Source organism: Rhodoferax sp., from assembly GCF_025354435.1.
Lineage (GTDB): Bacteria > Pseudomonadota > Gammaproteobacteria > Burkholderiales > Burkholderiaceae_C > Rhodoferax_B.
In genome coordinates this window covers 46,901-71,973 of record NZ_JANXMU010000038.1, presented here as the reverse complement: position 1 = coordinate 71,973, position 25,073 = coordinate 46,901, and the positions used below count along the sequence as shown (strand labels likewise).

Annotated in this window: 20 protein-coding genes, 1 tRNA gene and 1 pseudogene; 5 read left to right on the top strand and 17 right to left on the bottom strand. The window is 64.2% G+C overall.

Going from position 1 to position 25,073, the window contains the following annotated elements:
• Positions 1–51 precede the first annotated feature (51 nt).
• Both Q0T48_RS10030 and Q0T48_RS10025 read right to left on the bottom strand, forming a co-directional pair.
• Entirely contained in the window at positions 52–2,244 is a 2,193-nt protein-coding gene (locus Q0T48_RS10030) for a tetratricopeptide repeat protein (RefSeq protein ID WP_295955820.1), read from the bottom strand.
• Complete coding sequence (locus tag Q0T48_RS10025) at positions 2,241–2,537, bottom strand: hypothetical protein (RefSeq protein WP_295955818.1); 297 nt, start codon at positions 2,535–2,537, stop codon at positions 2,241–2,243. Before Q0T48_RS10025 ends, Q0T48_RS10030 begins: the two co-directional genes overlap by 4 nt.
• Before the next feature lie 253 nt (positions 2,538–2,790).
• On the opposite strand from Q0T48_RS10025, the gene Q0T48_RS10020 reads away from it, so the two are divergent.
• Positions 2,791–4,359, top strand: a complete 1,569-nt coding sequence (locus tag Q0T48_RS10020; protein ID WP_295955817.1) for a methyl-accepting chemotaxis protein — start codon at positions 2,791–2,793, stop codon at positions 4,357–4,359.
• A 61-nt stretch (positions 4,360–4,420) separates the two neighbouring features.
• On the opposite strand, the gene Q0T48_RS10015 is transcribed toward Q0T48_RS10020, so the two are convergent.
• The 3 genes and pseudogenes from Q0T48_RS10015 to Q0T48_RS10005 form a co-directional block, all read right to left on the bottom strand.
• Entirely contained in the window at positions 4,421–5,980 is a 1,560-nt protein-coding gene (locus tag Q0T48_RS10015; RefSeq protein WP_295955815.1) for a methyl-accepting chemotaxis protein, read from the bottom strand.
• Between the two features lie 186 nt (positions 5,981–6,166).
• A complete protein-coding gene (locus tag Q0T48_RS10010) occupies positions 6,167–8,842 on the bottom strand; it encodes a zinc-dependent metalloprotease (protein WP_295955813.1) in 2,676 nt (891 codons plus the stop codon).
• A 107-nt stretch (positions 8,843–8,949) separates the two neighbouring features.
• A pseudogene (locus Q0T48_RS10005) lies at positions 8,950–10,791 on the bottom strand (adenylate/guanylate cyclase domain-containing protein).
• A 447-nt stretch (positions 10,792–11,238) separates the two neighbouring features.
• Here Q0T48_RS10005 and Q0T48_RS10000 point away from each other — a divergent pair.
• Positions 11,239–11,844, top strand: coding sequence for a tRNA-uridine aminocarboxypropyltransferase (locus Q0T48_RS10000; RefSeq protein WP_295955811.1), 606 nt, complete (start codon positions 11,239–11,241; stop codon positions 11,842–11,844).
• A 61-nt stretch (positions 11,845–11,905) separates the two neighbouring features.
• On the opposite strand, the gene priA is transcribed toward Q0T48_RS10000, so the two are convergent.
• The 5 genes from priA to apaG form a co-directional block, all read right to left on the bottom strand.
• Positions 11,906–14,005, bottom strand: a complete 2,100-nt coding sequence (gene priA, locus Q0T48_RS09995; RefSeq protein ID WP_295955809.1) for a primosomal protein N' — start codon at positions 14,003–14,005, stop codon at positions 11,906–11,908.
• A 321-nt stretch (positions 14,006–14,326) separates the two neighbouring features.
• Positions 14,327–15,430 (bottom strand): uroporphyrinogen decarboxylase, encoded by a 1,104-nt coding sequence (gene hemE, locus Q0T48_RS09990; protein WP_295955807.1) that lies wholly within the window; start codon positions 15,428–15,430, stop codon positions 14,327–14,329.
• A 129-nt stretch (positions 15,431–15,559) separates the two neighbouring features.
• Complete coding sequence (locus Q0T48_RS09985; RefSeq protein ID WP_295955805.1) at positions 15,560–15,982, bottom strand: CoA-binding protein; 423 nt, start codon at positions 15,980–15,982, stop codon at positions 15,560–15,562.
• 43 nt (positions 15,983–16,025) lie between these two features.
• Positions 16,026–17,009: a thiamine-phosphate kinase gene (thiL, locus tag Q0T48_RS09980; protein WP_295955802.1), complete on the bottom strand. Its 984-nt coding sequence runs from the start codon at positions 17,007–17,009 to the stop codon at positions 16,026–16,028.
• Between the two features lies 1 nt (position 17,010).
• Complete coding sequence (gene apaG / locus Q0T48_RS09975) at positions 17,011–17,409, bottom strand: Co2+/Mg2+ efflux protein ApaG (RefSeq protein ID WP_295955799.1); 399 nt, start codon at positions 17,407–17,409, stop codon at positions 17,011–17,013.
• A 49-nt stretch (positions 17,410–17,458) separates the two neighbouring features.
• Between apaG and rpe the strand changes: the two genes are divergently transcribed.
• Together rpe and Q0T48_RS09965 are read left to right on the top strand one after the other, a co-directional pair.
• Positions 17,459–18,142 (top strand): ribulose-phosphate 3-epimerase, encoded by a 684-nt coding sequence (gene rpe / locus Q0T48_RS09970; RefSeq protein WP_295955797.1) that lies wholly within the window; start codon positions 17,459–17,461, stop codon positions 18,140–18,142.
• 34 nt (positions 18,143–18,176) lie between these two features.
• Positions 18,177–18,443: a YfhL family 4Fe-4S dicluster ferredoxin gene (locus Q0T48_RS09965; protein ID WP_295955795.1), complete on the top strand. Its 267-nt coding sequence runs from the start codon at positions 18,177–18,179 to the stop codon at positions 18,441–18,443.
• Here Q0T48_RS09965 and pth read toward each other — a convergent pair.
• The 7 genes from pth to Q0T48_RS09930 form a co-directional block, all read right to left on the bottom strand.
• Positions 18,440–19,051, bottom strand: a complete 612-nt coding sequence (gene pth / locus Q0T48_RS09960) for an aminoacyl-tRNA hydrolase (protein ID WP_295955792.1) — start codon at positions 19,049–19,051, stop codon at positions 18,440–18,442. The two genes, Q0T48_RS09965 and pth, sit on opposite strands and share 4 nt — an antisense overlap.
• A gap of 73 nt (positions 19,052–19,124) precedes the next feature.
• Positions 19,125–19,778 (bottom strand): 50S ribosomal protein L25/general stress protein Ctc, encoded by a 654-nt coding sequence (locus Q0T48_RS09955; protein ID WP_295955789.1) that lies wholly within the window; start codon positions 19,776–19,778, stop codon positions 19,125–19,127.
• 97 nt (positions 19,779–19,875) lie between these two features.
• Positions 19,876–20,850: a ribose-phosphate pyrophosphokinase gene (locus Q0T48_RS09950; RefSeq protein ID WP_295955882.1), complete on the bottom strand. Its 975-nt coding sequence runs from the start codon at positions 20,848–20,850 to the stop codon at positions 19,876–19,878.
• Positions 20,851–20,928: 78 nt separating this feature from the next.
• Positions 20,929–21,005, bottom strand: a tRNA-Gln gene (locus Q0T48_RS09945).
• A gap of 32 nt (positions 21,006–21,037) precedes the next feature.
• Positions 21,038–21,892: a 4-(cytidine 5'-diphospho)-2-C-methyl-D-erythritol kinase gene (gene ispE / locus Q0T48_RS09940; RefSeq protein WP_295955786.1), complete on the bottom strand. Its 855-nt coding sequence runs from the start codon at positions 21,890–21,892 to the stop codon at positions 21,038–21,040.
• A gap of 2 nt (positions 21,893–21,894) precedes the next feature.
• Positions 21,895–22,386, bottom strand: a complete 492-nt coding sequence (locus tag Q0T48_RS09935; RefSeq protein ID WP_295955784.1) for an outer membrane lipoprotein LolB — start codon at positions 22,384–22,386, stop codon at positions 21,895–21,897.
• Positions 22,383–24,110 (bottom strand): tetratricopeptide repeat protein, encoded by a 1,728-nt coding sequence (locus Q0T48_RS09930; protein WP_366887947.1) that lies wholly within the window; start codon positions 24,108–24,110, stop codon positions 22,383–22,385. The genes Q0T48_RS09935 and Q0T48_RS09930 overlap by 4 nt, the downstream gene beginning before the upstream one ends.
• A 127-nt stretch (positions 24,111–24,237) precedes the next feature.
• Between Q0T48_RS09930 and mutM the strand changes: the two genes are divergently transcribed.
• Positions 24,238–25,053, top strand: coding sequence for a bifunctional DNA-formamidopyrimidine glycosylase/DNA-(apurinic or apyrimidinic site) lyase (mutM, locus tag Q0T48_RS09925; RefSeq protein ID WP_295955781.1), 816 nt, complete (start codon positions 24,238–24,240; stop codon positions 25,051–25,053).
• Positions 25,054–25,073 lie beyond the last annotated feature (20 nt).

The window sequence follows — 25,073 nt, the reverse complement described above, 5'->3', positions numbered from 1 at the left end:
GGTTTAAGCTTTTTAGGCCGCTAGCGCTTACGTAAGTTGCATAAGTTGCTACTAATTAAATAGCATTCCGGTTTTTTCTAACCAGCGCGCAAACATTGCCTGGTAGGCCTGCTCTACCGTTTTGGCAAAGCCTTCTTCGTCCATCAGCGGGCTGGCCTGCATATGTGCTCGCAGCGTGGCGCGGATCTGGGCTAGGGCGGGCAGGTCGCTGGCCAGGGCGACCACTTTTTCCATGTACTCGGCTTCGCTCTGGGTGATCCACTCGGGGTGACCTGCGCCTTGCAGGATGGCGCTGCCCAGGCGGCCCACGCTTGGGCGGCCAGCCAGGGTCACAAACGGAATGCCCATGTACAGGGTCTCGAACAAAGTGGTGCCGCTGTTGTGTGGAAAACAGTCCAGTCCGATGTCGATGCCGCGCAGCACGTCCCACGGGGGGCTGGTAAATCCCATCTGCAGCCGTTCGGGCGCGATGCCCAGCGCGGCAAACTGCTGCGCCAGCGTATTTTTGACGGCAGCGTCTTCAAACGAGCGGCTGTCGACCACCAGCCGGGCGGTGGGTAGGCGTTGCAGTATCTGCGCCCACACCCGCACGGTGTGGTGGTTGATGCGGATGCTGCGGGTCAATGTGCCCAAGGTCACATAGCCACGCTCCAGCGCGGGCAGGACGTTGACCTCGCCCATGGCCGCGCCGGGGCGGTAGCTGACAAAGCTGCCGGGCAAGCGCCAGGGCTCTTCGGAAAACAGGTGTTCACTGCCTTGCGGTGCGCTGGTGGCATCGGTCAGGTAGTAGTCGATGGCGCGCAAGCCGGTGGTGGTGCCATAGCCCATCCAGCTTAAAGAGACTGGCGCGGGCTTGCGGGCAAACACCCCCAGCCGGTTGCCCGCCGTGTGGCCCGCCATGTCCACCAGGACATCGATGCCGTCGGCGCGGATGCGCTGGGCCAGCTCGGCATCCGACAGGCCCCGGGTGGGCACCCAGTGGGCTGCACAACTTTTGTAGCGCTGGGTGAGGCTGTCCTCTTGGGCTAACTCGGCGTAGGCGTAGATTTCCACCACGCTGCGGTCGTGCCAGGCCAGCAGGGGCTCGATAAAGAAGCGGGCGGCGTGGTTTTTGAAGTCCGGTGACACATAGCCCACCTTCAGACGGCGCGCCGGGTTGCGGTCGTTGGGGTGCGGCTGCCAGTCCGCCCGGCGCGGCGCGCCAAACTGCTGCTCGAAGGCCTTGTAGTCCTCAAAAATGGCCTCTGCCGCCAGGTCCGGGTGGTAGTTCAGCGCAAACAGCAGGTTGGAAAAGCCGCCCGGGTTGCCGCTGTCGTCCAATGCGATGGCCTGGCGCAGGCTGGTCACGGCCTCTTCCAAGCGCCCTTGCAGCACCAGATTGCCACCCAGGTTGCTGTGGAACAAAGCCGTTTGGGGGGCCAGGGCCAGCGCGGCACGGAAAGCGGTTTCGGCCTCTTGCAGCCGGTCTTGGGCGGCCAGTGCGCTGCCCAGGTTGTTCTGCGCCGGGGCATCCTGGGGGCGCAGCGCCAGGGCTTGGCGGCTGTGCTGCTCGGACGCGGCGTAGTTTTCCGACTGCAGATCGGCGTAACCCAGCCGCCGGTGGGCCGCGGCCAAGCCTTCCGATGCCTCGGTCAAGGCCGGGTTCAGAGCCTGCGCTGTGCTGTAGCTGGCAATGGCGGCGGCCCATTCCTGCGCCAGGGTATGCAGGTTGCCCAGGAAAAAATGGAGCATGGCGTTTTGGGGAAAGCGCCGGAGGCCCTCGACCAGCAACTTGCGGGCCGCATCCAGCGCACCCGCCTGGATCAGGGCTTGGCACAGTTCGCCATACAGCGGCTCAAACGCCGGTTGCAGCGCCAGCGCCTGTTCGAAATACGCCATCGCACGCTCCGGCTGCTGCAAGCTGTTGTGGACCTGGCCCAGCAGGTAGGCGGCATCGAAATTGCCAGGCTGCAAGGCCAACGCCTGGGTCAGCGCGGTCTGGGCCGCCGCCAGCTGGCCGAGCTGCTGCAGCGCAAAACCCAGGCTGGTGTGGGCATCGGCCGAAGCGGGGTCCAGCGCCACGGCCTGGCGGTAGCAGGCCACGGCAGCCGAAAGATTACCTTGGTCCAGAAAGCGGTTGCCCTGCTGGCGCTGCGCGGTGCTGGCATCGACCGTGGGTGGCGTGGGGGCTGCCGCCGCAGGCGCTGCTACGGGCACCACCGGTGCCGGGCCAGTGCCGAAGAGTTTTTTGAGCCAGGACGTCACAGCCGTTTGACCAGCCATTCGGTCAACTGCTCGACGTAGGCGGCGTCATAGCCCGCGTCTTTCAGCGTCCACTTGAAGGTGGTGGCCAGCTTGGCGCGGGTGTAGATGTTCAGCGGGTGGCTGCGCTGAAACTGCTGGACCCGCAGCGCAATGGTGTCGAGCGCGCCCTGGGTTTTTTGTGCTACTTTTTTGTCTTTGCGCTGGGTGTCCAGCGGCATTTTGGCGATGAAAAACTGCGCCTGCTCGGCCCCAAATTGTTGGGCCTCTTTTGCGTTAAACCAGCCAAATAGCATGTGGGGTCCTGCGTGTCTGAAGTCGAAACGGATTGTAGGGGGCACACACAGGTGCATTTTTTTAAGCTTTTTAGGCCTCTGGCGCGTGCTCTACCTACACTGTATGCTATGTTTAGCATAGCTGTTCCGGGCTGCCGCATGCGTATCCGGTTAAACCCTAGCTGGGCTCATTTGTCTTTGTTCGACTGTAAGAATATGTAGATATTCGGGTATTCTGAACAATTACTTACATTTGGCGACAGAGACAGAGCGCATGAAAAACCTGAAGATTTCGACCCGGTTATTGGTGCTGGTGGGGGTGTTGTCGGCTTTGCTGGTGGCGATCGGGGCGGTGGGCTTGCTGGGCATTGCCAAGTCCAATGCGGCCATGGAGTCGATGTACCACAACCGCATGCAGACCCAAAGCTCGGTGGCCGAATTCCAGTACCTGACTATGCGCAACCGGCAGCTGATTTCCAACGCGCTGTTGTCGCCGGTGCCCGAGAAAATTGCCAAGGCCACGGCCGAGGTCGAGGCCAACATCCTCAAGGTCAACAAGGTCTGGGCCTCGCTGGAGGCCACTCCCATGAACCCGGATGGTGCCACCCTGGTCAAAGCCATCGCGGCCAAGCAGCAAAAAATCATGCAAGAAGGCCTGCGCCCCGCGCTGCAGGCCCTGGCCGACGAAGACGTGGCCACCGCGCGGGTACTGGCGGTGCGCAAGTTTGGCGATTTGTTCGACCCCATTTTTGACGACATCGGCGGCCTGCTGGTGCTGACCAAGGCCGACACCCAGCGCGACTTTGACGACGCCGTGGCCCGCTACACCGCCATCCGCACCACCGTCATTGCCTCCATCCTGGTCGGCATCGTGTTTGCGGCCCTGTTTGGCTACACCCTGGTGCGCGGCATCACCAGGCCCCTGCTGCGGGCGGGCGAAGTGGCCAACGCCGTGGCCCAGGGCGATTTGAACCAGACCATCGACACCTCGGGCCAAGACGAAGTGGCCGTGGTGATGCAGGCCTTGGCCGCCATGCAGTCCAGCCTGTCGCAGGTGGTGGCCACGGTGCGCCAGGGGTCAGAAAGCGTATCCACCGCCAGCGCCGAAATCGCCCAGGGCAACCACGACCTGAGCGCCCGCACCGAGCACCAGGCCAGCGCACTCGAAGAAACCGCCGCCAGCATGGAAGAGCTGGGTTCCACCGTGCGCCAAAACGCCGACAGTGCCGCCCAGGCTAACCAATTGGCCCGGCGTGCCAGCGAAGTGGCGGTGCAAGGTGGTGAGGTGGTGGCCCAGGTGGTGACCACCATGCAGGGCATCAATGCGAGTTCGAAAAAAATCGCCGACATCATCGGCGTGATCGACGGCATTTCCTTCCAGACGAATATTTTGGCCCTGAACGCGGCGGTGGAAGCCGCCCGGGCAGGCGAGCAAGGTCGGGGCTTTGCCGTGGTGGCCAGCGAAGTGCGCAGTCTGGCCGGGCGCAGCGCCGATGCCGCCAAGGAAATCAAACTGCTGATCAGCGCCAGCGTGGACCGCGTGGCCCAGGGCACCGCGCTGGTGGACAAAGCCGGCACCACCATGGCCGAGGTGGTGGCCGCCATCCGCAACGCCACCGACATCATGGGCGAGATCAGCGCCGCCAGCCGCGAGCAAAGCCTGGGCGTGTCCCAGGTCGGTGAGGCCGTGACCCAGATGGACCAAGCCACCCAGCAAAACGCCGCTTTGGTGGAGCAAATGGCCGCCGCCGCCAGCAGTATGAAGACCCAGGCGCAAGACCTGGTGGCCGCCGTGGCCGTGTTCACCCTGCCGCCTGCAAAACCGTCGATGGCGTATCGCTAGACTTTTGATGGCTAATGGTGCAGGTGGTGCATGCGCTAGAGGCTGATTTGGCGTGTAATTTCTAGAGTTTGAAGACGCTGACCTGTTCCGACAAGCGCTCGGCCTGGCTGCGCATGGATTCGGCCGCCGAAGCGGCTTCCTCCACCAGGGCGGCGTTTTGCTGGGTCACGCCGTCCATGGCGGTGATGGCACCATTGATCTGGTCGATGCCCTGCGATTGGTCTTGGCTGGCCACGGCGATCTCGTTGATGATGTCCGTCACCCGCTTCACGCTTTGCACCACCTCGGTCATGGTGGTGCCCGCGTCGTTGACCAGGCGGGTGCTGTGATCCACATTGCTGACCGACTCGTGGATCAGGGTCTTGATCTCTTTGGCCGCCGCCGCGCTGCGCTGGGCCAGGCTGCGCACCTCGCTGGCCACCACCGCAAAGCCCCGGCCCTGCTCCCCGGCACGGGCGGCTTCCACGGCGGCGTTCAGCGCCAAAATATTCGTCTGGAACGCAATGCCGTCGATCACGCCGATGATGTCCACGATCTTGTTGGAGCTGGCGTTGACCGTGCCCATGGTGCCCACAATTTGGGCCACCACCGCGCCGCCCTTCACGGCCACCGTACTGGCGGCCGCGGCCAGCTGGCTGGCGTGGCGGGCGTTGTCGGCGTTTTGCTTGACGGTGTGGGTCAGGTGCTCCATCGACGAGGCGGTTTTCTCCAGCTCGCTGGCCTGCTGCTCGGTGCGTACGCTCAGGTCGTTGTTGCCGGCGGCAATCTGGCTGGACGCGGCGGCGATGCTGTCGGTGCCGCTGCGCACCTCGCCCACGATGTTGGCAATGCTGTCGCGCATGCCGTGGATGGCGTGCAGCAGGCTGTGGGTGTCGCCCGGGCGCAAGGCAATCGGCACCGACAGGTCGCCGCGCGCCATGTGGCCGGTGATGCTGGCGGCGTAGTCGGGCTCACCGCCCAGCTGGCGCAGTAGGCCGCGCGCAATCAGCACGCCCAGGCCCAGCAGCAGGGCGATCAGCACCAGCGTGGCCAGGCCAAAGCTGACGATGCGGCCCTGGATGGTGGCATCCACCGTGTCCACGTACACGCCCGAGCCAATCACCCAGCCCCAGGGCGCAAAGCCTTGGACGTAAGACACCTTTTGCACCGGGTTTTCGCTGCCGGGCTTGGGCCACATGTAGTTGACAAAGCCGCCGCCGCTGGCGCGCACGGTGTTGGCAAATTCCACAAAGATGTGCTTGCCGGTGGGGTCCTTGGTCTCGCTAAGGTTCTTGCCGTCCAGCTCGGGCTTGATGGGGTGCATCAGCATCACCGGCTGCAGGTCGTTGATCCAGAAGTATTCGCTGCCGCTGTAGCGCAGGGCTTTCAGGGCGGTTTTGGCCAAGGCCTGGGCTTCGGCATCGGTGGCCTTGCCCTGCGCCACCAGGCCCTGGTAGCTGGCCACCAGGCTGTGCGCCACTTCTACCGCCTGGCGCACGCTGTTTTGCCGCTCTTCCATGATGAGGCGGCGCTCTGAGGTGAGGAACACCGCCGTCAGCACCACCAGCCCGATCAGCGCGCTGAAGTTCAGCAGCGCCAGACGGCGGGAGATGGTGAGATTGCGTAAGCCGTTAAAGATCATGTTGAGGCTCTCCAAAAGACGGTTTACAGAAAAGTTACAAAGCGTAGCATTTTCGGGTCGATTTGGATGCCGTATTACCGCCCACAGGCTGAAATTGACCGGTACACGGTAGCCCAATAATTGCTATTAAATAAATAGCTAATGGTGTATATGGAATATACGCTATAGCCTGTTTTTATCTGAAAATTAACTTGCGCGTACCAGCTTGGCCGACAGGGCGTTGCGCAGGGTCAGGGCGTTGTCGGCCAGGTGCTGGCGTGTTTCTGCGCTGTTGCCGCGCCGTTGCTGGGCGCTGGTGATGCGCGCCAGCAGGGCCGTGGCCTGGCCGCGCACTATGCTGCGGGCATCGGCGCGGGTGGCTCCGGCGGGGCGCAGCACCAGGGCGGCCAGGCGCTCGGTGTAGGCGTGTTGCAGCTCGCGCTGCTCGGCACTGGGAGCGATGGTGGGGGCGTTCAGGTCGGTCCAGACCTCGGCTTCCACGCGGCGCACTAGCTCGGGCAGGCGCAGCGCGTCTTCCAGGGGGGCCAGGCGGCTGTCGTTGTCCAGCAGCTTGCCCGCCAGTGCATCGCCCATCAGGCTGTTGAGCACCAGCAGGCGCAGGCCAAATACCTCGCGGGCCAGCGGCAGGTCGCCAGCGCTGGCCGGGGCTTCGGCACGGGCCAGGTAGTCGGGCACCAGACGGCGCTGCAGCGCGGGCGAGATGGCAAAGCGGTTGGCGGCCAGCACCTCGTGCAGCAGCAGGTCGAGCGCGGCGCGCTGGTCGGCGGCGGGCGTGGGCTGGGCCGGGTCGCGCCCGGTGTTGGCAAAGTCGCGCAGCATGCGCACGCCACCCAGTTGGCGCAGCAGGATGCCGGTGGCCGAGCCGGTGTCGTTCAGCGATTCGCGCAGCAGGCGGCGCACGCTGCTCCAGTCCTGGTCGGGCCGGGGCTGCAGGGTTTCCAGCCGCTGGAACACGCTGTGGGCAATGGCAAAGCGCTGCCGGGCAAAGGCCACCGGGTTGTCGCCCAGGTCGCGCTGCAGGGTTTCGGGGTCGGCTCCGAGGCTGAAGTCTTCGTCGGTGCCATAGGCCAGGGCCGGCTCGGCGCTGCGGCTGGCAATCTGCGCCAGCGTGGCGGCCTCTACCGCGGGTGGGATGGGCCGGTAGGCGTAGTCGATGGCCCAGTAGTCGTACGGGCCCAGCGTGGTCTGGAAGGCCGCCGGGCGCGGCTGGCCGGGCAGGCCCAGATTGACCGGCAGGTAGTCCATCACCGAGCCGCCCAGCCCCTGCGCCCGGGTGAAGGCCGGGTTGGCCAGTTGCACCTGGGTGAACAGCCGCGAGGCACGGAAGTTGTGCCGCAGGCCCAGGGTGTGGCCCACCTCGTGGATCGTCAGGCTGGTAATGTAGTCGCGCACGAACTGCTCGGCCTCCGGGCTGTCCGGGGCGATGTCGCCCTGGGATGCCAGCAGGTCGAGTGCGTAGGCCAGTTGCTCGCCTGCTTCGGCGCCGATGTCGCAGTCTTGGCCAGACTCTGGCAGGGCGTGGGCGGTGGTTTCGGCCACCGGCAGGCCCAGGCGGCGGGTGGCCGAGGCCCGGGTGGCGCGCACGCTTTGGCTTTCGATGCGGATGTCGGCATCCAGGATTTCGCCACTGCGCGGGTCCACGTGGCGCGGGCCGATGGCGGCAAAGCCGGTGCTGTTGTTGGTGGACCAGCGCACCGAGGCGCGGCCAAAGTCCAGGGTGTCGAAGTCGGCATCGTCGGGCTGCTGCTGTACCCGGATCGCGTCTTTGAAGCCGATGCGCTCGAACGCCGGGTTCCAGGCCAGGATGCCCGCGCGGATGGCCTCGCGGTATTTCAGCGGGACGCTGCGGTCGATCCAGTAGGTGATAGGTTTTACCGGCTCGGCCAGGTCGGCCAGCGGGTCTTGTTTGTCCAGCCGCCAGCGGGCGATGAAGCGCTGCCGGGCGGTGGGGGCCAGGTCGTCGCCAAAGTTGTCTACCGCCTCCACAAAATGGCCGATGCGCGGGTCGGCCAGGCGCGGGGCCATGGTTTGCGCGGGCAGGCGGGCCAGCGAGTAGTTGATCTGGATGAACATGCTGCGCGGGTCCACCAGGTTGTTGGGCGTGCCGGGCATGCTCATGCCGGGCATGGGCAGGGCGATACTGGCGGTGGCGTAGTGGTTCATCACCTCCAGCACCAGCAGGTCGGGCGTGCCGCGCACCTTCAGGATGGCCGAGTTGCGCATGTCCACGCCGTAGTTTTGCCGGTAGGTCTGGGCCAGCGCCTGGGCCACGCCGCCCATGTCGTTGATGAACAGCGCGCCTGCATCCACCAGCACGCTTTGGCGGTTCGGGTGTGGCTGGCTGGCCACGGGCGTGCTGCCCAGCAGGCTGGGGGCGTAGGCGGCGGCCACGGCCCGGGCCTCGGGCGTGCCGGGCGGGGCCACGAAGTCGGTGTTGCGCGCCACCAGCTGCACCAGGTTGTGCACGCGGCGAAATTCCACCAGGCGGGGGGCCAGCATGCGGCCGCCAAACAGCCCGCCTTCGCCAATCCCGCTGGCCATCTTGGGCGACAAAAAGAAGGGCTTGCCAAAGTCGTCCGGCCCCAGCTCCAGCCAAAAACGTTCGTCCCGCTGGTACACCGGAAACAGCCCGATGCTGCGCTGCGTGCCCTGCAGCACGGTGGCAAACAGCGGCAGGGGCGACGGCGGCGCGCCGGGGGCCCGCGGTGCGCTGGCGGCCGATTGCGCCACGATGGCCGCCGTGGTGGCCACGTTGGCGGCGGCCTGGGCCTCGTTCACCGCCTGGGCCACCTTGGTGGTGGTGGTGCAACTGGCCAGCAAAAAGACCAGGGGCAGCGAGATACGGAGAAGGAGCGTTGTCATTTCGCTTTTGTCTCAATTCTTAGGATAAAAAGGGCTGCTAGCGCATATTCTGCCTGCGCAAGCGGCTATCAAAACCATAGTATCCGTGCCTTCGCGGATGCGCGCGCTTATTTGCTTGTAAAGCGCAGTACGCCGTCCCAGTCGGGCGGGGGGCTGTCCATCCCAAAGGAGCGCACTGTGGCCAGAAACAGCGGTGCGGCCAGGTCGTGCGGGTGCTGCTGGGCATAGCGGCTGAATGCCTCTTCGGCCCTCGGCCAGTCGCGTGCCAGCCAGGCGTTGTGGGCCTGCATCCACAGCGCTAAACCGCCACTGTCCTCGCGCATTTCAAACACCGCCAGCGGCACTGTTGCCCCCGCCACCAGCACCGGACCAAAGGGGCGGAACACAAACTGCGCGCCCACGGCATCCACCACCGCCTGGGTCACCAGCAGCTCGGTGCCAAAGGCCTTGTTCAGCCCCTCCACGCGCGAGGCCAGGTTGACCATCGCGCCCATGGCGGTGTACTGCATGCGGTCGTTGGAGCCCACATTGCCGACCATGGCCATGCCGGTGTGCAGGCCGATGCGGGTGCGCAGCCGGGGGCCGTTGCCATCCACGCCCAGGATGCGCGATGCGGCGCGGCAGGCCAGGGCGGCACGGCAGGCGTTGGCCACGTGGTCGGCATCGGCCACCGGCGCGTTCTACAGGGCCATGACCGAGTCGCCGATGTATTTGTCGATGGTGCCCTGGTGGGCGTGCACCGCCTGGGTCAGGCGGTTGAAGTACTCGGACAGCCACAGCAGCACCTGCTCGGGCTCCATGCGTTCCGCGGCTTCGGTGAAGCCCTGCAGGTCGGTAAACATCACCGTCAGCGGCAGGCGCTGGCCGCCCACCCCGGTGCCCACGCCCGAGCGGATGATGTTGTGCACCAGGCTCTTGGGCACGTAGGCACCAAAGCTGGCCAGCCCGGTTTTCATCGACGCCACGGCGGCCACCAGGGCATCGATTTCCTGCACCGCGGAGTGCACCTTCAGCGGGGCTTGCAGTTGGAAGTCGCGGATGCGTTCGGTCTCGTCAATCAGCTGCTGCATGGGGTGCACCAGCACCCGCGACATCCACACCACACCGGCCGTCGACAGCAGGATGAAGACCAGCCCGACCAGCACAATCACCAGGCTGGCGCGCTTCACCGGGCCGACAAAATCGTCTTCGGCCACCACCACGCCCACCGTCCACTGGCGGCCCAGCGTGTTGGGCAGCGGGCTGAAGTGGGCCAGCCAGGTGGCACCCGCCGCCTGCACCGAGAACTGGCGCGCGGTGCCCGCAAAGTAGGCCGTGGTGGCGGCGGCCACCGCCGGGTTGGCCACGGCTTCGCCGGTGACCAGCGTGATCTGGCGGCTTTGGCGGATCAGCACCTGGGCCAGCTCCGGGTAGCCAATCAGGCGGTGCTGCTCGTCCAGCACAAAGGTGGTGCCGGATTGGCCGATGGCGCGGGCCTTTAAAAAGTCGGCCAGGGTGGCCAGCGACAGGTCGGCCCCAAACACGCCCAGCGCCACCCCGCTGTCGCTGCGCAACTGGCGCGACAGCGTCATGCCCGGCCGCCCGGTACCGGCAAACAGGTACACATCGGACACGGCCATGCGCGGCTGCTGCAGGGCGGCTTCAAACCAGGGGCGGGTGCGCGGATCAAAGCTGGCATCGGCCTGCTCGGTTTTCAGCACCTGGCCCCAGGCCGCCAGGTACTGGTAGCGGTCTACCCGCTGGCCGTTGTGGGTTTGGATACGCCGCAGCACCCAGCGCGCGCCCTCCGGTGGGGTGATGCCGTGGGGGCCAAACAGGCGCACGTTTTCGGACAGCCGCACCACCTGGTAGAAGTCGCCCGTGCCCCCGGTACCTTGTGCATTTGCGGGGCTGAAGTGCAGGCTGTAGGCCTGCGGCAGGCGTTGCAGCTCTTCCAGCAGCGCACGCATGGCAGCGGGCTGGCGCAGCGTGGTTTTTTCAACCCGGCTGAAGGCGGCAGACAGCTCGACCGCGCTGGAGAAGTCGTTCACCAGCCGCTGCACCTGGCCGACAGCTTCGCGCTCTGCCATGTCCATCGCCTGGTCGGCCATGGCGCGGGCCAGGCGGGCGTTTTGCTGGAACAACACGGCCACCATCGCCACCGTCAGCGGCAGCACCACCGCCAGAAACATCATGGCGATGCCGATGCGCAGGCGAATTTTGCGTTTCACCATCCAAAATGCCATGGGGTGGGGGTTTTACAGGTTGTTACAAGCGGCTATTGTAGGGATGCGCGGCGGGGGGTGTGTTTACGCATCAAAAAGGCTTTTTGCGCAATCAAATTCTGCACGTAATGCTACTTATTTAATAGCGTTCGAGGGGCGTGGCGGCCTGGGTACATTGCCTAGAATCCCGCCATGCTGTCTGCCCCCCACCGCCCCCTGTGCGCCACCTGCCTGCGCCCGCAAAGCACCTGTATCTGCCCATGGGTGACCCCAACCGCCCACGCGGTGGAGGTGCTGGTGCTGCAGCACCCGCTGGAAGTGCACCAGGCCAAAGGCAGCGCCCGCCTGCTGCACCTCAGCCTGCCGCACAGCCGCCTGGTGGTGGGCGAGGCGTTTGCCACACCGGCCTGGCCGGAGGACGGCCAGCACACGCTGCTGCTGTACCCGGACACCCCGTTGGATACGGCCCCGGACCTGCAGACCCCGCCCCCGCTACCCCCCGAATGGCTGCAAGACCCGTCGCGCCTGCGTTTGGTGGTGCTGGACGGCACCTGGCGCAAAAGCCGCAAGATGCTCTACCAGAGTCCGCCGCTGCAAGCTTTGCCCCGCCTGGCCCTGTGCGGCCTGCCGCCCTCGCAGTACCGCATCCGCAAGGCGCACCTGCGCGACCAACTGTCCACGCTGGAGGCGACCTGCGCGGCACTGGCGCAACTGGAGGGGGATGCCGACCGCTTCATGCCTTTGCTGGCCGCGTTCGACGGGTTTGTAGCGCAGCAGGCGGGTTATCTGTTGCGCTAGGTTTGCTATAAATTAAGTAGCTACTAGTGCATATTCCATATGCGCTAGAGCCTGATTTTCTTTAAATTCCCAGAGGATCCACGTCAATCGCCCAGCGGATCAGCCCCTTGGCCTCGGGCTGGCTACGGGTGGCACGTAGCACGGCTTGCCAGGCCAGCAGAAAGCGCTGCAGGGCCTGGCGGGACGGGCTTTCCACCAGCATCTGGGCGCGTTCAATGTTGGCCACGCGCTGCACGCCCATGGGCACGGCGGGGTAGAGGGTGACGCGGTCTACGTCCGGCACGTCGCAGGCGGCAGCGCTGGCCAGAGTGAGGAAGGCCTGGGCGGCTTCTTGCGTGCGGGCCTCGGCGCGCACCAGGGCCTGGAAGCTGAAGGGTGGCATCCCGGCGATGCGGCGCTCTTCGAGCTGGCTGGCGGCAAACGCCGGGTAGTCGTGCTGGCGCAGCGCGGCAAACAGCGGGTGCTGGGGGTGCTCGGTCTGCACCCACATTTCGCTGGCAGCGCTTTGGGCGGCATCGCGGCCTGCGCGTCCCCCCGCCTGCATCAGCAGGGCGAACAGGCGCTCGGGCGCGCGGAAGTCGCTGGAGAACAGCGCGCCGTCGGGCTGGATGGCGGCCACCAGGGTGATGCGCCGGAAGTCGTGGCCCTTGGCGATCATCTGCGTGCCCACCAGCACATCCACCGCGCCGGTGTGCACCTCGGCCAGCTGGGCTTCCAGCGCGCCTTTGGCCTTGGTGCTGTCGGCATCGATGCGGGCCACCACCACCGGGCCACCGTCGGGGCGGCGCAGGGGGGCGAGCAGCTCAGCCAGGTGTTCTTCCAGCCGCTCGGTGCCGCGGCCCACAGGGGCGATGTCGGGGTTGCCGCAGGTCGGGCAGGCGCGCGGCACGGGTTCTGCGTAGCCGCAGTGGTGGCAGCGCAGGCTGCGGTCGATTTTGTGGAACACGCGGTAGGCGCTGCAGTGCGGGCATTCGCTCTTCCATTCGCAGCTGCCGCAGGCCAGCACCGGGGCATAGCCGCGCCGGTTCAAAAACACCATGCTTTGCTCGCCGCGCGCAATGCGCTGCTGGATGGCGGCTAGGAGCTGGGGCGAGAACACGGTTTTCTTTTGTTGCAAGCCCATGTCCACCAGCCGCACTTTGGGCAGCGTGCCCGCGCCGATGCGGCTGGGCATGGCCAGCCGCACGTAGCGGCCGCCCTCGGCAGCGGGGCGGCTGTGGTGCCAGCTTTCCAGCGACGGGGTGGCGGAGCCGAGCAATACGCGGCAGGGTTCGGTATCTGTGGATAAACGGGTTTCGAGCTGGCTGCGGTAGACGGCCAAGTCGCGGGCCGAGTAGCGCGCGCCTTCTTGCTGCTTGTAGCTGGGGTCGTGCTCTTCATCGACCACGATGAGTTTGAGCCGAGGCATGGACGCAAACACCGCCATGCGCGTGCCCAGCACGATGCGCGCCGTGCCCCCGTGTGCGGCCAGCCAGCTTTTCAGGCGCTGCGGGGCGGTCATGCCGCTGTGCATGGACACCACCGCCGCCGCGCCGAAGCGGGGCTCGAAGCGTTCGCGAAAGCGGGCCTCCAACTGCGGGGTGAGGTTGATCTCGGGCACCATCACCAGCGCCTGGGCTGTGGGGTCGCGGGCCAGCAGGCTTTGCACCAGTTGCAGGTAGACCTCGGTCTTGCCGCTGCCGGTGGAGCCGAATAGCAGGAACGGGCCTTTTTGGGACTCAAATTCGGCGATAGCGCATATCTGCTCTTCGCTGAGTGCTACGGAATGTGTAGTGTCTGCCGCATTCGCATCCACGGCACCGCTGGGCCGTTTGAGCCGCCGGGTGAGCTGCGCCGCGCCCAGTTCGCGCAGCTGCGGGGGCAGGGCGGCCAGGGCCACTTCGCCCACCGCGCGCTGGTAGTACAGCGCGGCAAACTGCACCAGGCCGCGCCAGGCGGCGTTCAGCGGCGGCAGGCCGTCGAGCGCGGCGCTGAGGGGGCGAATCTCGAAAGTGGATTCTTCCGGCGTGCCATCCCACACCACACCCAGCGTCTCGCGCGTGCCCAGCGGCACCCGCACCAGGCTGCCGGGCGGCAGGGCGGCGGTGTGGCCATAGGTCAGCGGCCCGGCGATGGCGCTGTGGGCGGGGGTCTGGACGACGACGGAGAGCCGGTGCGGCATTTGTGTGTGTTATTTCACGTGAACTAGAGGGAAAGCGCCTAAGTGCTTGATTTGCAACTGATTTACAAGGTATCCCAAGAATCTGTGGATAACTTTGTTGATATCTCTGCGGGGCGGGCTGCGAAGCCCGGTAAATCAAGGCTTTCGACGGATTGCCTCTAAAAAAAGCAATTTCAGATGACTATATGAATCAAGGACTTACAAGCGCTATGGGTTTCATAGCGGGTGGTGCTGCCCTTGTGCTGCCATGCAGCTCTGCATCACAGATTTTGTGCATAAGTGGTGCATCGCAAAACTATTTTTGGGGCGATGGGGGCCGTTTCAGGCCCGAATCTGGCGCGAAGCCCGGTGCACAGCCTCGACCAGTGCGGCCACGTGCTCGGGCGGCGTGTGCTGGTTGATGCCATGGCCCAGGTTGAAGATGTGTGTGGGGCCGGTGCCTGGGCCCTGGTGGGGCACGCCAAAGCTGTTCACCACGCGCTCCACCTCGGTGGCGATCTGCGCGGGCGGGGCAAACAGCACGTTGGGGTCGATATTGCCCTGCAAAGCCTTCCCCGGCCCGTCGACTTTGCCGCCTACCTGGGCGCGGGCCTTGGCCAGGTTGACCGTCCAGTCCAGGCCCAGCACCTCGCAGTCCAACCCACCCATTTCGTCCAGCCACAGGCCACCGCCCTTGGTGAACACCAGGCGCGGAATGCGCACGCCGTTGTGCTCGGTTTTGAGCTTTTTCAGTACCTGCTGGGTGTAGGCCAGGCTGAACTGCTGGAACGCGCCATCGGCCAGCACGCCGCCCCAGCTGTCAAAAATCATCACCGCCTGCGCGCCCGCTTCGATCTGGGCGTTGAGGTAGGCGGCCACGGCATTGGCATTCACCTGCAGCATGCGGTGCATCAGGTCGGGGCGGCTGTACAGCATGCTTTTGACCAGGCGGTAGTCGTCCGAGCCTTTTCCCTCCACCATGTAGCAGGCCAGCGTCCAGGGGCTGCCCGAAAAGCCGATCAGCGGCACCCGGCCATTCAGGGCGCGGCGGATGGAGGTGACCGCATCGGTCACATAGCGCAGCTTGTCCATGTCGGGCACTTCCAGCTTGGCCACGGCAGCCTCGTCGCGCACCGGGTGGGCAAAGCGCGGGCCTTCGCCCTGGGCAAAGCTCAGGCCCAGGCCCATGGCATCGGGCACGGTGAGGATGTCGCTGAACAAAATGGCGGCATCCAGCGGGAAGCGCTCCAGCGGCTGCAGGGTGACTTCGGTGGCGTAGTCGGTGTTGGTGGCCAGCCCCATAAAGCTGCCCGCCTTGGCCCGCGTGGCCAGGTATTCCGGCAGGTAACGGCCCGCCTGGCGCATCAACCACACGGGGGTATGGTCTGTGGACTGGCGCAGACAGGCGCGCAGAAAGCTGTCGTTTTGGAGGGGGGCGAAGGACATAGCGGCGGGGGCGGGCAAACTGGTGAGCTTACCGCACCGACCTTTCGCCTGGGTGCGTGCAGATTCAGATGCTATGCATTCAGTAGCCGCTTACGCTCGCCAGATAAGCACAAACGGCCAATATGGGCCTCAGATCACGCCTCGGGCCGACAGCACGGCGTGCTCGGTCTTGATGCACTTGTTTTGCACCACCCGCAGCCCGCTCGTCTGGGCCTTCAGCGCCGCGGCGGCGTGCGAGATGCCCAGCTGCATCCACACCGCCTTGGCCTTGATGGCGATGGCTTCATCAACGATGGGCGGAATGTCCTTGCTGCGCCGGAAGCAGTTGACCACTTCGATCACGTGGTGCTGGGCCGCTTCGGTGAGGCTGGGATAGGCCGTTTCGCCCAGGATCTCGGTGGCGTTCGGGTTGATGGGGATGATGCGGTAGCCATGCAACTGCAGGCTGCGTGCCACCTGGTAGCTGGGGCGGCTGGGGTCGGGGGACAGGCCCACCACCGCGATGGTGCGGGCGTGCGTCAGGATTTGGCGGATGGCGTCGACTTCACTCATGGTTAGCTAGTTTACGCAAGCATTGGGGCAATGCATATTTCAATCAAGCAAAGTGGTCGAACCCGGCAAAGGTGCGCAAGATGGGGCTGCCTTGGGCATCGACCAAGCGGATGGGGACCTGGGCTACGCGGTCCTCGATCTGGCCGATGCGCGCCACCGGGGTGCTCGCCTGGGCGGCGGCCGCCGCCACAGCTTCGCGGGCCGAGGGCGGGGCGGTGAACACCAGTTCGTAGTCGTCGCCACCGGCCAGCACGTAGGCCAGGCGGTTTTCAGCATCAAATAAGCCGTTAGCGTATGTAATGTCTACACAAGTAGCTATTAAAGTAATAGCGATAGAGGTGTCTATGACCGCCCCCACCCCCGAGGCCCGCAGAATGTGCCCCAGGTCGCCCAGCAGCCCATCGCTGATGTCGGCTGCCGCCGTAGCCACGCCGCGCAGCGCCATCCCTAGCGCGACGCGGGGCATGGGCCGTTCCAGCCGGTCGCGGGCCTGGGCAAAGGCGGCTTCGGGCACCGATACCGTGCCGCGAAACACCTCCAGCGCCAGCCGCGCATCGCCTAGCGTGCCGCTCACATACAGGTCGTCGCCCACTTGCGCGCCCGAGCGCAGCAGCGCCTGGCCGGGCGGCACTTCGCCGAAGACGGTGATGCAGATGTTCAACGGGCCCTGGGTGGTGTCGCCGCCCACCAACTCACAGCCGTGGGCATCGGCCAGGGCCAGCAGGCCTTGGGAAAACGGCTCCAGCCAGGCGGCATCGGCACGCGGCAGGGCCAGCGCCAGGGTGAAGGCCAGCGGCTGCGCACCACAGGCGGCCAGGTCGCTCAGGTTGACCGCCAGCGCCTTGTGGCCCAGCGCGGCGGGGGACACGGTGCTGAGAAAGTGGCGGCCTTCGACCAGCATGTCGCTGGAGATGGCCAGTTGCATGCCGGGGCGGGGCTGCAGCAGAGCGCAGTCGTCGCCCACGCCTAGCACGGCGCGCGGCGTGGGGCGGGTGAAGTAGCGGCGGATCAGGTCGAACTCGCCCATGTCAATGCAGGGTGTGGTTGGCCGGGGGCAGGTGGTTGCCGGTGGCATCCAGTACAAAGGTGGGGATGGGGGCTTCAAAGCGCTCGCCGTCTTCGGCCACGCAAAAATAGCTGCCGCGCATGGCACCGGTGCCGGTACGCAGGCGGCAGCCGCTGCTGTACTGGAACGAGTCGCCCGGCTTCAGCAAGGGCTGGTGGCCGACCACACCCAGGCCTTTGACTTCTTCGATGTGGCCATTGGCATCGCTGATGGTCCAGTGGCGGGCAATCAGCTGGGCGGTGGTGTCGCCGGTGTTCTGGACGGTGACCGTGTAGGCAAAGCTGTACACGGCTTGGGTGGGGTCGGATTGCTCGGGCAGGTACTGCGGCAAGACTTCGACGGTGAACTGGTATTTGGGCATGGGCAGGATCGTACCGTGCTTGCATACAGCGTCTGCGAAAATACGGCCCATGAAAAATTACCGCATTGCTCCCTCGATCCTCGCTGCCGACTTTGCCCGCCTGGGCGACGAAGTCAAAAACGTCATTGCCGCCGGTGCCGACTGGATCCACTTTGATGTGATGGACAACCACTACGTGCCCAACCTGACTTTCGGCCCCATGGTGTGCAGCGCCTTGAAGCCGTATGCCAAAAAGCCCGACGGCACGCCCGTACCCATCGACGTGCACCTGATGGTGCAGCCGGTGGACGCGCTGGCGGCCTCGTTTGCCGATGCAGGCGCGTCGCTGATCAGCTTCCACCCCGAGGGCACGGGCCATGTGCACCGCAGCGTGCAGGCCATCAAGTCCAAGGGCTGCCAAGCCGGGCTGGTGTTCAACCCGGCCACGCCGCTGGACGTGCTGGACTGGGTGATTGACGACATTGACCTGATTTTGATCATGAGCGTCAACCCCGGCTTTGGTGGCCAGAGCTTCATCGACTCGGCCCTGCGCAAGGTGGAGCAGGCGCGCAAGCGCATTGAGGCTTCGGGCAAAGATATCCGCCTGGAAGTGGACGGCGGCATCAAGACCGACAACATTGCCCGCGTGGCATCGGCCGGGGCGGACACCTTTGTGGCGGGCAGCGCGATTTTCGGCAACCCTGATTACAAGGCGGTGATCGACGCGATGCGCAGCGCCCTGGCTGCAGTGTGACCTACCATCAGGCTATGACTTCCCGGAGCGCGCCATGGCATTGATCATCACCGACGAGTGCATCAACTGCGATGTGTGCGAGCCCGAGTGCCCGAACGATGCGATTTACCTGGGCGTGCAGATCTACGAGATCGACCCGCACAAGTGCACCGAGTGCGTCGGCCATTTCGATGAGCCGCAGTGCGTGCAGGTCTGCCCGGTGTCGTGCATTCCGGTGAACCCGGAGCATGTAGAAGATAACGAAAGCCTATGGGCCAAGTACCGTCGCCTGCAGGCAGAGATCGTGAAACCGGCGGTTTAAACCGGCTCGGACGGCCGTACCGGCTTGGGCCTGGGCGGCTTGGTGGTGTGGATGGCCATGGTGGCCTTGTCCATATCGCCGGCCATCAGCGCGGGCACAGCCAGAATCGCCCGGGTCATGCTGTCGTCGATGGCCGTGCGGTGGTCGGCAGACGGCTTTTTCAGCACCCAGTTCAGCACCTCATCGCGCGCACCCGGATGGCCGATGCCGATGCGCAGCCGCCAATAGTCGGGGCTGCCCAGTTGTGCATGGATGTCACGCAGGCCGTTGTGCCCCGCGTGGCTGCCACCCAGCTTGAGCTTGGCTTGGCTGGGGATGATGTCGAGCTCGTCGTGCACCACCAGAATTTCGCTGGGCTGGATTTTGAAGAACCGGGCCAGCGCGCCCACCGATTTGCCCGACAGGTTCATGAAGGTTTGCGGTTTGAGCAGCCAGCGCGGCTCGCCATCCACCGCCACGCGGGCCACCAGGCCGTAGTAGCTTTTGTCGGGCTGCAGGCTGGTTTTGAGCTCGTGCGCCAGCGCGTCTATCCACCAGAACCCGGCGTTGTGGCGGGTGGCTTCGTACTCGGGGCCGGGGTTGCCCAGGCCAACAAACAGTTTGATCATGGCTGTGATTATCTAAAAACAAAAAAGGCCCACCGAAGTGGGCCTTTTCAGGGCTGAACCGGACTGAAAAGAATTACTTCTTGGCAGCAGGCTTGGCAGCGGCGGGGGCCTTGGCACCGGCTTTGCCCTTGGCGGGTGCAGCAGCCGCTGGATCAACAGCAACTTCTTCGGCCAAAGCAATCACGGAGACCAGTGCGGGGTTTTCTTTACCCTTGGTGACAACCGACACGCCCTTTGGCAAAACCAGGTCTTTGGCGTGCAAAGACGAGCCTTTGGTCAGCCCGCTCAGGTCCACCGCGATGAATTCGGGCAGGTCTGCAGGCAGGCAGGAAATTTGCACTTCGGTCGCCACAGGGGTAACCATGCAGTTTTCCGTCTTGACGGCGGGGCACACGTCCTGGCCGCTGTAGTGCAGAGGCACCTTCATGGTCAGCTTGGTGTTGGCTTCAACGCGCTGGAAGTCAGCGTGCAAAATCAGTTGGCGAAAGGGGTGCATTTGCACATTGCGCAACAGCACTTTGCTTTCCTTGCCAGCCAGTTCCATGTCCAGAATGGTGGAGTGGAAGGTTTCTTTTTTCAGAGCGTGCCACAGAGCGTTGTGGTCAATTTCGATCTGGGTTGCAGGTGTTTCACCACCGTAAACGATGCCGGGGGTACGGCCAGTAATGCGGAGACGGCGGCTCGCACCCGTGCCCTGCTTTGCGCGCTCAAAAGCGACGAATTTCATAATCAACTCCTGTAAGAGTGCACCGCGACCAGTGTCACTCCGATTTAAAAAGGCCCGCGCGCAGTATGCGCACGGGCCTGCTTTTTTGTTCTCTGCCCTAGAAAAGGTTTTCTTGGTCCGAGAACAAACTCATGACCGACTCACCGTTGGCAATCCGCTGTATCGTTTCGGCGATCAGAGGGGCCACGGTGAGTTGGCGAATTTTGGGGCATGCCAGCGCCGCAGCGCTGAGCGGAATGGTGTTGGTCACTACGACTTCGTCCAGGGCCGAACCGTTCGCAATGCGTTCGATGGCCGGGCCGGAGAAGATGGGGTGGGTGCAATACGCATACACTTTTTTCGCACCGCGCTCTTTCAAAACTTCGGCAGCTTTGACCAGCGTGCCTGCGGTGTCGATCATGTCGTCCATGACCACGCAGTTGCGGCCATCGATTTCACCGATCACGTGCATTACTTCGCTGACATTGGCCTTGGGGCGGCGCTTGTCGATGATGGCCATGTCGCAACCGAGTTGCTTGGCCAGCGCACGGGCACGCACCACGCCACCCACATCGGGCGACACCACGATAAGGTCTTCGTAGTTCTTTTGGCGCAAATCACCGAGCAGCACGGGCGAAGCGTAAATATTGTCCACCGGGATATCAAAGAACCCCTGGATCTGGTCGGCATGCAGGTCCATGGTCAGCACGCGGTCCACGCCCACGGCTTGCAGCATGTTGGCCACCACCTTGGCGGTGATAGGCACACGGGCAGAGCGGGGACGGCGGTCTTGGCGGGCATAGCCAAAGTAGGGGATCACGGCGCTGATGCGTTCAGCGGAAGCGCGCTTGAGCGCATCCACCATGATCAGCAGTTCCATCAGGTTTTCGTTGGTGGGTGCGCAAGTGCTTTGCACCACAAACACGTCGCGGGCGCGCACGTTCTGGTTGATTTCGACGGTGACTTCGCCATCGGAGAAGCGGCCCACGCGGGCGGAGCCCAATGAAATGCCAAGGTGTTTGGCAATGTCAGCGGCCATGCCCGGATTGGCATTGCCCGTGAAAATCATGAAATCAGTGTGGTGGGGCTGCATGAGCATCTCGGCGATGTAGTAACTGGCGATGAAATAACTGTGTGTGAATATTCTGAATATCAGCGTATTCAGAATATTTGGCAGGGGAAGAAGGACTCGAACCTTCGCATGCTGGAATCAAAATCCAGTGCCTTAACCAACTTGGCGACTCCCCTACACGGGTCCACAGCATGAAGCTGCAAACCGATTAACCATCGCTGGAGGCCCAACCTTTGAGAGGATGAACGTCCATATTGTTGCATTTGCGAACCTGCCACGCCCCATGTTGACTGGGTACATCTGACAAATCTACATCGCTCAGCATTTGCGCAAACACCGCGCTACCTGAGCCAGTCATTCTAGCATTTAAACCTTTGCCTCCAAGCCACTCAAGGACTTGGTTTACAGCAGGGCAGAGGTTTTTTGCAACTGGCTGCAAGTCATTAGTACCGAAGTAATAAGGCTGTACAGCAAAGCCTGCGAGTATAGCACTACCTGAATCGCGTTTTAAATCTGGCGATGAAAAAATCAACTTGGTGTCCAGCCCCTCGGGCGGTTTGATCACCACAAAGCGGGCCGGAGGCAGCGAAATCGGGGTGATTTTTTCGCCAATGCCTTCGACCCAGGCGTTGCTGCCACGCAGGAAAAACGGCACATCGGCCCCCAGCTGCAGGCCAATGGTTAGCAGTTGCTCCAGCGACAGATTTAATTTCCATAGGCGGTTCAGCGCCAGCAGGGTGGATGCCGCATCGGACGAGCCACCGCCCATGCCGGCCTGTGCCGGAATGCTTTTGAGTACGCCGATGTGCGCACCCAGAGCGGTGCCGGTGGCAGTTTGCAGCGCACGGGCGGCGCGCAGCACCAGGTCGTCGGGCGGCAGCGGGGTGCTGAGGTCTTCGCGACTGAGCTGGCCGTCGGAGCGCAATTCAAAGTGCAAGGTGTCACACCAGTCAATCAGCATGAAAACCGATTGCAGCAGGTGGTAGCCGTCGGCGCGGCGACCGGTGATGTGCAAAAAAAGATTCAGCTTGGCCGGGGCGGCCACGTTGTACAAGGCTTGCATGTCTATTTATCGAGGACGAGGCGCAGGGTGGCCGTGGGTTCTGGCTGGCTGCGTACTGCTGTAATCCGGCCATCCTCCAGGCGTGCTAAATCGGCTTGCCAGCCCGGCACCTGGGTGTTGCTACCGTGCAACCAGTCGAACAGCGCCGCCAACGGCAGCGGGGCTCCAGTGGCTTGTGCCACCAGGGCTTCCAGTGAATCGAAGGGCTGGACGTCGCCATTGGCGTGCAGCGTCGCGGATCCGGGTTGCCACACCAAGCGTGCAAGCGTGCCACCCAGCGGGTTGAAGAGAATGAGCTCGCCCGTTTCTGCCGAGCCCTTGAGCTCAAAGCTGGCTGCGAAAGACTGCAATGCCGATCCATCGACCTGCAAGGCCAGCCGACCGCTCCAGAAGGCGGACGGGTCGGCGTTCTGGCGACCACTGTTCAGGTACGCGCACCCGGCCAGCAACAATGCGCACACCATCAGCGCCCACCCGCGGGCCAGGGCGGTCACAGCTTGACTTGCAGGCGTTTCAGCGTGGCCAGCAGGGTTTCGTTGTCGCTATTGATCTGCAGGCCTTCTTTCCAGATGCTGGTGGCGCGGTCGCGCTGGCCCAGGGTCCACAGCACCTCGCCCAGATGGGCGGCGATTTCGGCATCGGGCTTGGCCTTGAAGGCCCCGTCGAGCACGCGCAGGGCTTCGTCGTTGTTGCCCATGCGGAACTCGACCCAACCCAGGCTGTCGGCGATGAAGGGGTCGTTGGGCACAAATTCCAGGGCTTTGCGGATCAGGTCGCGGGCTTCGGGCAGGCGCACATTGCGCTCGGCCAGCGAATAGCCCAGGGCGTTGTAGGCGTGGTGGTAGTCGGGTTTGATGGCGATCAGCTTGCGCAGCAGGCGCTCCATGTCGTCCATTTTGTCGAGCTTTTCAGCCAACATGGCCTGGTCATACAGCAGGTCGGCATCTTCGGGGTGTTCGGCCACAGCTTTGGCCATCAGGTCATAGGCGGTTTGGTATTGCTTGTTGTCGCGCAGCAACTGCACTTCGGCGGTCAACTTCATGCGGACTTCTGCCGGGTTGCGTTCAGGCAGGGCTTGCAGCAGGGCGCGGCCTTCTGCCAGTTTGCCTTGTTTGGCCAGCAGCGAGGCCCGGCGGGTTTGCACGTTCAGCAGTTCCTCGGCGTTATCGATTTTTTGCAACCAAACCGCTGCCGCAGGGAAGTCTTTGCGGTTTTCGGCCACTTGCGACAAGGCCATGTACGCTGCCGACAAGCCCCGTGTGCGCCCTTCGCCAGGAGGCAGCGGCTCGGCCAGAGTGATGAAACGTTTGAGCGAGCTCTCGGCCGCGTTGAGCTGGTTTTCCTGCACTTGCAGACTGCCTTGCACCAGCCAGGCATCGGGGAAATCAGGGGTTTGGCTGGTCAGCAGGCTGAGTTGCTGCATGGCTTCGCCGTAGCGCTGGATTTCTAGCAGCACCCGGACATAGCCCATGCGCAGCTCGGGCAGTGGCTGACCGCCCAGGTAATGCAGTACCAGGGGTTCGGCCAGCGGGACTTTGGGGCCCATCATTTCCAGGGCCAACTGCACCGGGCCGGGCGCGGCGATAGACAGGGCTTGGCCGCTGCGGGCCGCTTCCAGCGCACCAGACGTGTCACCCGCGGCCAGTCGCATACGGCCCACCGTGGTCCAGGCTGCCGGGCCATTCAATGGATCCGCCAGGTAGCTGCCCAGCACCTGCTCGACCACCATGGCGGCCAGTTTCTTGTCGGAAATTTGCCCATAGGCGGGCGGAATCGCGTTGATGGCTGCTGAGCGGTCGGTCTCCGGGGCCATCCCCAGCTCGGTCTTGAGCGGCTCGGCGGTGTCGGCCACGCGGTTCAGCGCCAGCAAAATTTGCAGCACGTAGCGGTTGGCATCACGCGATGTGGGCTCGGCCTTGCTCCAGGCGCGGGCGGCTTGCAGCGCGGCCTCGCCGGAGCGTGATTGCAAGGCGATCTCTACGGCACGCCGGTACAGGCCGGGGTCGTTGGCCTTGCGGGCACCTTCCAGGTACAGCTGGTAGGCAATGCCGGGCTCACCACCGGCAGCGTTTAATTCACCCAGCAGCACGATGTAGAACAGCTCGCCATTCATGGCGGACTGCTCGGGCGCGGCTTCTAACGCGCTGGGGGCCGCGGTCTCGGGTGCCGTCTGCGCAAATGCGTGCAGGCCGCCCATGGCCAAAGCCAAAGTTGCCAATCCGTGGGTAGCCAGTCTGATATATCGCTTCATCGGCTCATAATAATCCAAGCCTATTCACATGCCGTGTTCGGGGGGTAAAGCTCCCTGGCAAGGCTCTATTTTTCTCCCTAACTAGCCACGTGCCATGCCCGAGTTACCCGAGGTTGAAGTCACCCGCCTGAGTTTTGCCGACCGGATCCAGGGCGCGCGCATCAGCAGCGTGCGCATGGGCAAGCCGCTGCGCTGGCCGCTGGGCTACGACCCCGCCCTGCTGGCGGGCCGCACCGTGCTGCAGGTGCGTCGCCGGGGCAAGTATTTGCTGTTGGACCTGGATGCCGGCTTGCTGCTGCTGCACCTGGGCATGTCGGGCAGCCTGCATTTCGCGCCCCAGCAGCCAGAGCCGGGCGCGCACGACCATTGCGATGTGGTCACCCATCTGGGCATCTTGCGCCTGCACGACCCGCGCCGGTTTGGGGCGGTGGTGTATGCCGACAGCCAGGACGCGCCCGAGGCCGCCAAGCTGCTGGGCCATCTGGGCATGGAGCCGCTGGACGACGGGTTTTCTTTACCGGCTTTTTACGCGGGGCTACAAGCACGCAAAACCGCCATCAAGCAGGTGCTATTGGCGGGCGAGGTGGTGGTGGGGGTGGGCAATATTTATGCGTCTGAGGCGTTGTTCATCGCCGGTATCCGCCCTACGGTGCGTGCCAACAGCATCAGCAAGCCGCGCGCCGCCAAGCTGCATGCGGCCGTGCGTAGCGTGCTGGCCCGGGCGGTATTGAAGGGCGGCAGCACCCTGCGGGACTTTTCCAACGCCCACGGCGAGAGCGGCTACTTCCAGCTCGAAGCCATGGTCTACGACCGCCAGGGCCTGCCGTGCCGGGTCTGCGGCACGCCCATCCAGCAAATACGCCAGGGCCAGCGCTCAACCTACTTCTGCCCCGTCTGCCAAAAGCGCTGAGTGCTATATTGATTTTTTGT